Genomic DNA, 12,584 nt, shown 5'->3' with positions numbered 1-12,584 from the left:
ACCGTATGAAAACAGTATATACCTTTATAATGAAAGCCTTGCCTGTGCTTCTGGCAGCTTTGTGTTGGACTTCGTGTAGTGATTTTCTGGAAGAAGATCCGAAAGGACAGTTACCTTCGGATACCTATTTCAGTAATAAAGAAGACCTGGACGCTTCGCTGACGGCTCTCTATTCCGTGATCGCAAGTTCACAGGCTAGTAATAATCTTTGTGGAACGAACTTCCTGGTGGGAGATGATATCTCCACTCATCCTTCCAGTAATAAACAACCTCTTCGTGAACACGATCAGTTTGATGTGAAAGACAATAACTCGTGGTTGTCCAGTATGTGGGAGCAGCGTTTCAAAGTCATCAAGGCTGCCAATTTTATCATAAATAATGCGGAGCGTACGCCGGAGGTATCAAAAGACGATATAAAAGTGGCTATTGCACAAGCACATTATTGGAGGGCCTACTCTTATTTTTATCTGGTGACCACTTGGGGGCGGGTTCCCATTATGCTGAAAGAAGAAATAGATTATAATGCTCCGTTGAAGACGGAAGAAGAAGTGTACGAATTGATTCTGTCTGACCTGAAAATAGCAGAAACCGATTGCCCCGCATTGTACACGAAGGAACCGTATGGCAGAAATGGAATGAACATTGCTGTAAGTGAGGGAGCCGTAAAAGCAACGATGGCTTATGTCTATATGTGTATGGCAGGATGGCCGCTTAATAAAGGAGTAGAATATTACAAGCTGGCTGCCGCCAAAGCCAAAGAAGTGATAGACGGTGCAGATGGTGGTAGCTACTATTATAAACTGCTGCCGGAATATAGCCAGGTATATTCATGGGAATACAATAATAAGAATACGGAACTTCTGTTGGGTATCTATTATAATAGGGATGCAGCAGGACAATCCGCTCCCTTGACTGATTTCCTGCAAGATATGAAACAGGCCGGTTGGGGAGATACGAATGGAGAAATTAATTTCTGGATGAACTTCCCCGAAGGCCCTCGTAAAGATGCTACGTATTTCCCGAAAATCATGCTTAGCGACGGGAAACTATATGATTGGTGGTATGATACCGATCCTGCTTCCCGCGAGGTAGTGGCGCCTGTCTTTATGAAGACCGTGGAAGGTGCTGTACGCGGAACTGAATTTGATTATACAAATCCTGCCGTAGTCAATGCATCGGGGGAGAAAACATTCCAGTTATTACGTCTTTCGCAAGTATATTGCTGGTATGCCGAAGCAACAGGCCGTGCGGGAGAAATCAATGAACAGGCGGTTAAAGTGTTGAACGAAGTGCGCAACAGGGCAGACGGTGAAAAAACAAATAGATATACGACGGATATGTCTCCTGATGAACTGGCGGAAGCAGCCTACAATGAACATGGTTGGGAAATGGCCGGTTATTATTGGGGCGGTATTGCGAGCAGGGCCAGGGATATGTTCAGAATGTACCGGTATAAGGATCATTTTGAATTCCGTAAGAAAAATGAGCCTATTGAAGTGGCGCCCGGAGTTTTCAGGAAAGAAGCAGTAGCAGTCACCGGAACTTGGGATGACAGTAAGATGTATGTTCCTTATCCCTATGAAGATGTGATTTTGAACCCGAATCTGGACAATAGTTGGAAGAATAGATAGCGTTAGGGGCTGATTTTTTGAATGATCTGTTTTTTATAGAACGATGTAGGTTATCTCTTAATTTACATCGTTCTTTCTTTTTTGTATGGTTTGTTGTGTCAATCTATATTTTTGATGGACTTAAAAACGTCGGGATAGATTTCACTAAATGGAATAAAAGTGTTATTTTTGCGTCTTGTTCTTAACGGAAATTAATCAAGAAATGATAGAAGATATTAAAAAAGCCTGTCAGGTGATGAATGAAGGAGGAGTGATCCTTTATCCCACCGATACCGTATGGGGTATAGGCTGTGATGCGACTAATGAAGAGGCTGTACGCCGCGTGTATGAGATTAAGAAACGCGCTGACAGCAAGGCTATGCTGGTCTTGGTAGACTCTCCGGTTAAAGTAGATTTTTATGTACAGGATGTGCCTGATGTTGCATGGGATTTGATTGAAGTTGCCGACAAGCCGTTGACGATTATTTATTCCGGAGCACGTAACTTAGCATCGAATTTACTGGCCGAGGATGGCAGTGTAGGGATTCGGGTGACGAATGAAGATTTTTCCAGACGACTCTGTCAGCAGTTCCGTAAAGCAATCGTTTCTACTTCGGCTAATGTCAGTGGGCAGCCGGGTGCGGCTAATTTTAGTGAAATCAGTGATGAAATCAAATCGGCGGTAGATTATATCGTAGGCTTTCGCCAGGACGATATGAGCCGGCCGAGACCCTCAAGTATTATTAAGTTGGAAAAAGGTGGAGTGATAAAGATAATTCGCGAATAAATGAAGGGAGAAAAACTTAGTTTATTACAGCGTTGCATCAAATGGCGGGAAGCGAATATAAAGGAGAAGCAATTTATCCTGATATTAAGTTTCCTTGTTGGGATCTTTACAGCGTTTGCCGCATTAATATTGAAATTCTTTATCCATCAGATACAGAATTTTCTGACCGATAACTTCAGTGCGACGCAGGCCAACTACCTGTATTTGGTATATCCGGTAGTCGGAATCTTTTTGGCAGGCTGGTTTGTGCGCAATATAGTCAAGGACGACATCAGTCATGGAGTCACCAAGATTCTATATGCCATTTCCCGCAGGCAGGGACGTATCAAACGACATAATATTTGGTCATCTACTATCGCCAGTGCTATTACTATCGGATTTGGAGGATCGGTCGGGGCGGAGGCGCCGATTGTACTGACTGGTTCAGCTATCGGTTCCAATTTGGGTAGCGTCTTCAAGATGGAACACCGCACGCTGATGCTGCTCGTAGGATGTGGAGCGGCAGGTGCCATTGCCGGTATTTTCAAAGCTCCGATTGCCGGACTCGTGTTTACATTGGAAGTCCTGATGATTGACCTGACTATGTCTTCTTTGCTTCCGCTGCTGATTTCTGCAGTGACCGCAGCTACCGTATCTTATATCACTACCGGTACGGAAGCTATGTTTAAGTTTCATCTTGATCAGGCATTCGAACTGGAACGTATTCCTTTCGTTATCTTGTTGGGAATCTTTTGCGGACTGATTTCGCTATACTTTACGCGTGCCATGAATTCGGTGGAAGGCGTCTTTGGTAAACTTAATAACCCTTATAAGAAATTGGCTTTCGGTGGTGTGATGTTGAGTGTGCTGATTTTCCTTTTTCCGCCTCTTTATGGTGAAGGATATGATACGATTGATCTTTTACTGAATGGAACGTCTGCGGCAGAGTGGGATACGGTCATGAACAATTCTATGTTTTATGGTTATGGTAATCTGCTGCTGGTTTATCTGGTGCTGATAATTTTGTTGAAAGTATTTGCCTCCAGTGCAACGAACGGTGGTGGCGGTTGTGGTGGAATCTTTGCACCTTCGCTTTATTTGGGGTGTATTGCAGGGTTTGTTTTCTCTCATTTTAGCAATGATTTTGCTTTCTCTGCTTATTTGCCGGAGAAGAATTTCGCGTTGATGGGAATGGCGGGAGTGATGAGTGGCGTTATGCACGCTCCTTTGACAGGGGTGTTTCTGATAGCCGAACTGACTGGTGGATATGATTTATTCCTTCCGTTGATGATTGTATCCGTAAGTTCATATCTGACCATTATTGCTTTCGAGCCTCATAGTATCTATTCGATGCGTCTGGCCAAGAAGGGACAGTTGCTTACACACCATAAGGATAAAGCCGTGTTGACGTTGATGAAAATGGAAAATGTGGTGGAGAAAGATTTCGTTGTCGTACATCCGGAAATGGATTTGGGCGAATTAGTGAAAGCAATAGCTGCTTCCCATCGAAATGTGTTCCCGGTGACAGATAAGAAAACGGGTGAATTGCTGGGAATTGTACTTCTCGACGACATTCGTAACATCATGTTCCGACAAGAACTTTATCATCGTTTCACTGTTAATAAATTAATGACATCTGCCCCTGCCAAGATATTCGATACGGATGGAATGGAACAGGTGATGCAGACGTTTGATGATACGAAAGCCTGGAATCTTCCGGTAGTGGATGAAGAAGGGCGATACCAGGGATTTGTCTCTAAATCGAAGATATTTAATTCATACCGGCAAGTATTGGTACATTTCTCTGAAGACTAACAACCGTAAGGGATAATTTATTAGGCACGGATTACACAGCTTACGCTGTTGTTTTATGTAGACCTAATTCAGGAAACCGTGAAATCCGTGTAATCCGTGCCTAAGTAGCGATAACATATTGAATGATGAAAAAAGAAGATTTAAGAATAGTATATATGGGGACTCCCGATTTTGCGGTAGAGGCCCTGCGTCAATTAGTAGAAGGCGGTTATAATGTAGTGGGTGTGATTACAATGCCCGATAAGCCTGCCGGACGCGGACATAAGATTCAGTATTCTCCTGTAAAGCAATATGCGCTTGAACAAAATTTGCCGTTACTTCAACCGGAAAGGTTGAAAGATGAAGCTTTTGTAGAAGCATTGCGTGAATGGAAGGCGGACTTACAGATTGTAGTTGCTTTTCGTATGTTGCCGGAAGTGGTATGGAATATGCCACGACTGGGTACATTCAATCTTCATGCTTCTTTGCTTCCTCAATACCGTGGAGCTGCCCCCATTAATTGGGCAGTAATCAATGGTGATACGGAAACCGGAATTACTACTTTCTTTTTGAAACACGAGATAGACACCGGAGAAGTCATTCAGCAAGTGCGTGTGCCTATCGCAGATACGGATAATGTGGAAGTGGTACATGATAAGTTGATGATGCTGGGAGGAAAACTGGTTCTTGAAACGGTAGACGCTATATTGAATGGAACGGTAAAACCGATTCCTCAAGAAGAAATGGCGGTTGTCGGTGAACTTCGTCCTGCTCCGAAGATCTTTAAAGAAACCTGCCGGATTGACTGGAATCAGTCGGTGAAGAAGATATACGATTTTATCCGTGGATTATCACCTTATCCTGCTGCCTGGAGTGAACTGATTACTTCTGAAAAAGGAGCACCAGTGGCCGTGAAGATCTTTGAAAGTGAGAAGATTTATGAATCACATCAATTAGCTATAGGAACAATTGTGACCGATGGGAAGAAATTCATGAAAGTAGCTGTACCGGATGGATTTGTATCTATTCTTTCTTTACAGCTTCCCGGTAAAAAACGTTTGAAAATAGATGAATTGCTTCGTGGATATCACTTGGAAGATGGTTGTCTGATGAAGTAATTAATCGGATAAACAGATTAAAACGAGCAAGCCATTAGATTATAAATAGAATAAAACCGTCCCGAATAAGAGACGGCTAGAACTTAAAATAGAAGAATTATGAAACCGATTATCGCTCCTTCCATTCTTTCTGCCGATTTTGGATATTTGGCAAAGGATATTGAAATGGTAAACCGCAGTGAAGCGGAGTGGGTACATATTGATATTATGGACGGAGTATTTGTTCCGAACATTTCATTTGGCTTTCCGGTACTGAAATATGTAGCGAAGTTAAGCCGGAAACCGTTGGATGTGCATTTGATGATTGTGAATCCGGAAAAGTTTATTCCGGAGGTAAAAGCGTTGGGCGCTCATACGATGAATGTGCATTATGAAGCTTGCCCGCATCTGCATCGGGTGATTCAACAAATCAGAGAAGCCGGGATGCAGCCTGCTGTAACTATCAATCCGGCCACTCCTGTAGCTCTTTTACAAGATATTATCCGGGATGTATATATGGTGCTTATCATGAGCGTGAATCCGGGATTTGGAGGACAGAAGTTTATCGAACATTCAGTAGAAAAAGTTCGTGAGCTGCGTGCCCTGATTGAACGGACAGGTTCGAAAGCGCTGATTGAAGTAGACGGTGGGGTAAATCTGGAAACAGGTGCCCGTTTGGTTGAGGCGGGAGCCGATGCGTTAGTGGCGGGTAATGCTGTCTTTGCGGCACCGGATCCGGAAGCGATGATTCGTCAGTTGCACGAACTGTAACTCATCTGTTGAGTACTTTTTACATCCATCGATATCCCTATATACGCCTGATTATCCCTTGGATAACAGGCGTTTTTTGTGGAGATCATTTTTTTGACCGTTCATGGGAACCTTTTGGGAGTGTTCTAGCTCTTGGACTTTGTATTGCTTTATTGTTTGTTCTTTATTTCCTGAAACGCCATTCATTGCGATGGTGCTTTGGATTAGCTGTCTCTATCCTTTGTTTTATAGGAGGGTGGCTTGGAATAACTTGGCAATTACAGCACGCTGTCTACTCTTTTCCGGAAGAAGAAACAGTGTATCGGGTTTTAATAACGGATGCACCTCAGGTGAAAGAACATACCTACCTCTGCCAGACATTATTAAAGGGACGTCGTGATACTGCCGGCACATATCCGATAGAACGTGCTGCAATCCTTTATCTACAGCAAGATTCGGCCGTCACCCGATTAAAAAGTGGAGATGAACTGCTGGTTTCTGCCCGTATTTCTCCTCCTCTCAACAATCGGAACTTTGATGAATTTGATTATGCCCGCTTCCTGATGCGGAAAGGAATCAGCGGAACAGGATATGTTGCATCCGGGAAATGGGCAAAATTGGACGGAATGAATAACCTTGATCTCAAAGGTATAGCCGGTTCTTGTCGAAGAAAGATGATTTCACTTTATCGGGAACTAGGATTTTCCGGCGATGAACTGGCTGTACTTTCAGCACTGACCATAGGAGACAAAACGGAATTAAGTGATTCGGTTCGTGAGAGTTATTCGGTAGCCGGAGCAAGTCATATTTTAGCTTTATCCGGTTTGCATATCGGGCTTTTATATACATTGCTCTTCTTCATACTGAAACCTGTTGCCCGAAGAGGAAATATAGGTAGAGCTATACGTTCTGTTCTTCTTCTTATCCTATTATGGGCTTTTGCCTTTTTCACAGGACTTTCCCCTTCGGTAGTACGCTCGGTCAGTATGTGTTCGATTTTAGCAATGGCAGATATGGTTGGTCGCCAACCGCTATCTTTAAATACATTGGCGGCAGCTGCATGGTTGATGCTATTCTGTAATCCGGCATGGTTGTTTGATGTTGGTTTCCAGCTCTCTTTCCTGGCTGTTGCTTCCATCCTATTGATTCAAAAGCCAGTTTATCACCTGATTACGGTGAAAGGTAGAATAGGGAAATATATTTGGGGACTGATGAGTGTGTCTATTGCTGCACAGGTAGGAACAGCTCCGCTTGTCATGTTTTATTTCTCCCGGTTCTCTGTACATTTTCTATTGACGAACTTGGTTGTTATTCCTTTCATTACGATTATCCTGTATGCTGCTGTCATTATGCTTCTTCTGATTCCTCTTTCGTGGCTTCAGACCGTAGTGGCCGAAGGTGTTAAGAAACTATTGGAAGGACTTAATTTCTTCGTCCGATGGGTGGAACAGCTTCCTTACGCTTCTATAGATGGAATCTGGCTTTATCAGTCAGAAATATTGGGTATCTATATCGTTGGCTCTTTGTTAACCTATTATTTTATGAACCGTCGATACCGGAATTTATTGATTTGTCTTTTTTCTATCTTATTACTGGGGACTTATCATGCAACAATCTATTGGCTAGATCGTCCTCGGACGAGCCTGGTCTTTTATAATGTGCGCGGTTGCCCAGCAGTACATTGCATTGAGAGCGATGGACGTTCCTGGATAAACTATGTAGATACTATCCCCCATGAAAAACATTTGAAACGCATGGCTGCTAACTATTGGAAGCATCATCACCTTCTGCCTCCCCAAAAAATAACTGCCGATTGCCGGTATATGGAACTAAACCGTCAGCAGCAGATTATATCCTATCATGGCTGTCATATTTGTGTAATAAATGATAACCATTGGCGGAACAAAACTACCGTTTCTCCGTTATATATTCAGTATCTTTACTTATGCAAAGGATATGACGGACATATGGAAGAGCTCACTCGAATCTTTTCTTTCTCTTACGTCATATTGGACGCATCTCTCTCGGAATACCGCAAACACCTCCTTGAAAGCGAATGCAAGCAATCCGGTCTGCGGTTTATCTCGCTATCCGACGAAGGTTCTGTTCGCTTTTTGCTCTAAGTACAAAGATTTATCGTACATTTGCACCTTGATAAAGTATAAGAGTATGTTGACGAAAGTAATTGAACAAGCCAAAATAGACCATTTCACCAAATGGTTTGAACGAGCTGACAAAATAGTAATTGTATCTCATGTTTCCCCTGACGGTGACGCTATCGGTTCTTCACTGGGATTATATCATTTCCTGGATTCACAGGAAAAAACAGTAAACGTAATTGTGCCGAATGCTTTTCCCGATTTTTTGCGGTGGATGCCGGGCAGTAAGGATATTCTGTTGTATGACCGTTACAAAGACTTTGCAGATAAATTGATTGCCGAAGCAGATGTCATCTGTTGCCTCGATTTCAATGCACTGAAGCGTATTGACGATATGGCAGACGCTGTGGCTGCTTCTCCGGCACGTAAAATAATGATCGATCATCATTTGTATCCCGAAGATTTCTGTAAGATAGTAATGTCTTATCCTAAAATATCTTCTACTTCCGAACTGATATTCCGTCTCATCTGCCGTATGGGATATTTCAGTGATATCTCTAAGGAAGGCGCTGAATGTATCTACACAGGAATGATGACAGATACCGGTGGGTTCACCTATAACTCGAACAACCGGGAGATATATTTTATCATTAGCGAACTCCTTTCTAAAGGAATCGATAAAGATGATATTTATCGTAAGGTGTACAACACCTATTCAGAGAGTCGTTTACGTTTGATGGGCTATGTATTGTCGAACATGACTGTGTATTCGGATTATAATTCGGCACTAATCACCCTGACGAAAGCAGAGCAAAGTAAATTCAACTACATAAAAGGCGATAGTGAGGGCTTTGTTAATATCCCCCTTTCCATTAAAAATGTCTGCTTCTCTTGCTTCTTGAGGGAAGATACAGAGAAACCGATGATTAAAATATCCCTTCGTTCGGTAGGAACCTTCCCATGCAATCAGCTAGCTGCCGAATTCTTCCATGGAGGAGGGCACTTGAATGCTTCGGGCGGTGAATTTTTCGGAACGATGGAAGAGGCAAAAGCGGTCTTTGAGAAAGCGCTTGAGAAATATAAACCTTTACTAACAGCGAAAAGCTAAAGATGGAAGGTTAAAAGTGAATATGGAAAGGTTAAAAGATACGAACTTTCAACTTCCCTCTTTCAACTTTTAATGATTTTGAGATACATTTGTGCAGAATATAGCTAAATAACAGATAATGAAGAAACTTGTATTTTTATTTCTCTCTTTGTTAACCGCCGGAAGTCTGTTTCAGGCATGCGACAATTCGAAGACTTATGCAGAAATGCTGGAAGACGAGAAAAATGCGGTGAATAAGTTCATCAAAGATAATGATATCCGTGTCATTTCATTGGAAGAGTTTGAACGGGATACTATTACAGCTTCTAAAGAAGCAGGGAATGGATATGACGAATATGTTGCTTTCTCCAATGGCGTATATATGCAGATCGTAGATCGTGGAGGAAAAGAGGATAAGGATGGAGTTGAAGTTATTAATGAGGTAGATACTTTTGCTAACAATAACATCATTTGTGCTCGTTATGTGGAAAAGGATATGATGACAGGAGAAGTTACTTGTTTCAATGTACCTTTAGAAGAATGGATGGATGTTCCTGATTATTATAAGTTTCCATTAACATTCCGTTATGTACAAAACGCATCTACTGTTTATGGAATCGTTTTATCTGGTGGTTTGGACTACGATTTATTATGGGTTAATCAAGGTTATGGAACTGCGATTCCATCCGGATGGTTGATTGCCTTACCTTATTTGCGTAATAATGCACATGTACGCCTGATTGTACCTTCTAAGATGGGACATACACTTGCACAGCAATATGTCAATCCATATTTTTATGATATTTGGAAGTTTGAGAAAGCAAAAAGCTAAAGCACTAACATTTAGATAAATCAAATCTTTAAGTAGAGAACTTATGACTCTAATCAAATCTATCTCTGGAATCCGCGGAACTATCGGCGGAGGAGCGGGGGAAGGACTGAACCCGCTTGACATTGTAAAATTCACCTCGGCTTATGCTACTTTGATTCGTAAGACCTGCAAAGCGAAGAGCAACAAGATTGTTGTTGGACGCGATGCCCGCATTTCGGGTGAGATGGTAAAAAACGTAGTAGTCGGCACATTGATGGGAATGGGCTGGGATGTAGTAGACATTGATCTTGCTTCTACCCCGACCACAGAACTTGCTGTAACAATGGAAGGCGCTTGTGGTGGTATTATCCTGACAGCTTCTCATAACCCGAAACAGTGGAACGCACTGAAATTGCTGAATGAACATGGTGAATTTCTGAATGCAGCCGAAGGCAACGAAGTACTTCGTATTGCTGAAGCTGAAGAATTTGACTATGCCGATGTTGACCATCTGGGATCTTACCGCAAAGACCTGACTTATAATCAGAAACATATCGACAGTGTATTGGCTCTCGACCTGGTAGATGTAGAAGCTATCAAGAAAGCCAACTTCCGGGTAGCGATTGACTGTGTGAACTCTGTAGGCGGTATCATTCTCCCTGAACTTCTTGAACGTTTGGGGGTGAAACATGTAGAAAAACTCTACTGTGAACCTACCGGAAACTTCCAACACAACCCAGAACCGCTTGAAAAGAACCTCGGCGACATCATGAACCTGATGAAAGGGGGCAAAGCAGATGTAGCATTCGTTGTAGACCCAGACGTTGACCGTTTGGCAATGATCTGCGAAAATGGTGTAATGTACGGTGAGGAATATACACTGGTTACTGTGGCTGATTATGTACTGAAACATACTCCGGGGAATACAGTTTCTAATTTGAGTTCTACCCGTGCCCTGCGTGATGTAACCCGTAAATATGGTATGGAATACAGTGCTTCTGCTGTAGGCGAAGTAAACGTTGTAACGAAGATGAAAGCAACCAATGCCGTTATCGGTGGTGAAGGAAATGGTGGAGTAATCTATCCTGCCAGCCATTATGGCCGTGATGCATTGGTAGGTATTGCTTTATTCCTTAGCCATCTGGCTCATGAAGGAAAGAAAGTTAGCGAGCTTCGTGCCACTTATCCTCCTTACTTCATAGCTAAGAACCGTGTCGATCTGACTCCGGAAATCGATGTAGATGCTATCCTTGCAAAAGTAAAGGAAATCTATAAGAACGAAGAAATCAACGATATCGACGGTGTGAAGATTGACTTTGCCGACAAATGGGTACATTTGCGTAAGAGTAATACAGAACCGATCATTCGCGTATATAGCGAGGCTTCTACAATGGAGGCAGCTGAAGAAATCGGTCAGAAGATAATGGATGTGATTAATGAATTAGCCAAGAAATAACGATTCATTAACATCATCGGAAAAATAATAAAGGGAGAGCTTCACTATCAAGCTCTCCCTTTGTTTATTCTGTTTATCTATTTGACAGGCAATTGCTGGCTCTGTTTAATTTTGAGGGGATATGTTTCAGAACAACTATCCTCAAAACGGTTCGTTTTGGTTATGAATCAAAATTGCGGTAGTTTGATCCTTTTAAAAAAACGCTTTTGACCTTCACAAGTATCACAGACTCGTAAGTTGTAGTGTGACAGATGTTTGCTGTGATTTAAGGTTCTCTTTTTAATTCTTCACATCCTTCACACTGCGTTCCCTACCTCTTGGGAAAGAAGCCTTAGTTAAAACAAAAGCTTAGGTGTTTCCTTCATATGGAAGGACATAAGAAGACCAATATGCTTGAATAATGGATTGAAATAGTCAACATAGATATTGGCCGACTATAGTTGACTAGATAGTCAACTGTAGTCGTCTAAGTAGCCAACTGTATTTGACTAAGTAGCCGACTACAGTTGTCTATTAATAAAATATCAAAATTGTCATATAGAGCCGACATTATGTAGTATTAAACCATATACTCCATTTACGGTTACGGTTTGATTTGGTTTCGTACCGGAATGAATCTATTTTAAGAATGTGATTGTCCTGAATCAAATCCCCCCAAGTTTTCAAATTGCTCTCCCAATTGCTTTCTCGTTTCCGGTAGCCGTGTTTGTAAAGCAAGAAGACTTTTGCCGCTCCGTCAATGAACCACTACACAGTGCTTCTGGTCTGACACCGTTTTTTTTGTTTTACCACTTTTTTGCTTCCAACCTTTTGGGCGGAATGAAAGGAGTATGCTGTTGTAGATTACTTTTCTGCTTCATTTTGGTATTATTTATATTAATTCACTATATTTGCTCTGAATTATTTGATAAATGAAAGCTTGCTTCCTTTATTTCGGTGGTATAATTAGAGATTATATTGAAATACAAAAGATTATGTTTTTGGAGGCAGTTTGCCAATGGATAGTGAGCATATTTAACAAGTAGTTACTTGAACTGTTCGAACGTAAAGATGAGAAGATTATGGAATTGGACCGTCGTATCGGACGGTTGGAATATAAGATCGAATTACTACT

9 protein-coding genes are annotated in these 12,584 nt (G+C 41.9%); all 9 read left to right on the top strand.

Going from position 1 to position 12,584, the window contains the following annotated elements:
• The first annotated feature begins 5 nt into the window (after window positions 1-5).
• The 9 genes from AAHJ11_RS07075 (at window position 6) to glmM (ending at window position 11,470) form a co-directional block, all read left to right on the top strand.
• Window positions 6-1,631: a RagB/SusD family nutrient uptake outer membrane protein gene (locus AAHJ11_RS07075; protein WP_320975277.1), complete on the top strand. Its 1,626-nt coding sequence runs from the start codon at window positions 6-8 to the stop codon at window positions 1,629-1,631.
• 202 nt (window positions 1,632-1,833) lie between these two features.
• Window positions 1,834-2,397, top strand: a complete 564-nt coding sequence (locus AAHJ11_RS07070; RefSeq protein ID WP_004297304.1) for an L-threonylcarbamoyladenylate synthase — start codon at window positions 1,834-1,836, stop codon at window positions 2,395-2,397.
• Window positions 2,398-4,191 carry a chloride channel protein gene (locus AAHJ11_RS07065; RefSeq protein WP_074636713.1) on the top strand — a complete coding sequence of 598 codons (1,794 nt, stop codon included), beginning with the start codon at window positions 2,398-2,400 and terminating at the stop codon, window positions 4,189-4,191.
• Window positions 4,192-4,316: 125 nt separating this feature from the next.
• The gene (gene fmt, locus AAHJ11_RS07060) at window positions 4,317-5,288 is read left to right on the top strand and encodes a methionyl-tRNA formyltransferase (RefSeq protein WP_148366609.1); all 972 of its coding nucleotides are present in this window, start codon (window positions 4,317-4,319) and stop codon (window positions 5,286-5,288) included.
• Window positions 5,289-5,387: 99 nt separating this feature from the next.
• Window positions 5,388-6,038, top strand: coding sequence for a ribulose-phosphate 3-epimerase (gene rpe / locus AAHJ11_RS07055; protein ID WP_148366500.1), 651 nt, complete (start codon window positions 5,388-5,390; stop codon window positions 6,036-6,038).
• A gap of 8 nt (window positions 6,039-6,046) precedes the next feature.
• Window positions 6,047-8,140 (top strand): ComEC/Rec2 family competence protein, encoded by a 2,094-nt coding sequence (locus AAHJ11_RS07050; RefSeq protein WP_413579229.1) that lies wholly within the window; start codon window positions 6,047-6,049, stop codon window positions 8,138-8,140.
• 46 nt (window positions 8,141-8,186) lie between these two features.
• A complete protein-coding gene (locus tag AAHJ11_RS07045; protein WP_004311034.1) occupies window positions 8,187-9,224 on the top strand; it encodes a DHH family phosphoesterase in 1,038 nt (345 codons plus the stop codon).
• A 118-nt stretch (window positions 9,225-9,342) separates the two neighbouring features.
• Window positions 9,343-10,035, top strand: a complete 693-nt coding sequence (locus AAHJ11_RS07040; protein WP_320978563.1) for a DUF4827 domain-containing protein — start codon at window positions 9,343-9,345, stop codon at window positions 10,033-10,035.
• A gap of 43 nt (window positions 10,036-10,078) precedes the next feature.
• Window positions 10,079-11,470, top strand: a complete 1,392-nt coding sequence (glmM, locus tag AAHJ11_RS07035; protein ID WP_148366497.1) for a phosphoglucosamine mutase — start codon at window positions 10,079-10,081, stop codon at window positions 11,468-11,470.
• The last annotated feature ends 1,114 nt before the right edge of the window (window positions 11,471-12,584 follow it).

The organism is Bacteroides sp. 90-K9/2, from assembly GCF_047310725.1.
GTDB classification, from domain to species: Bacteria; Bacteroidota; Bacteroidia; order Bacteroidales; family Bacteroidaceae; genus Bacteroides; species Bacteroides vicugnae.
This window is presented reverse-complemented; position numbering and strand designations above follow the sequence as displayed.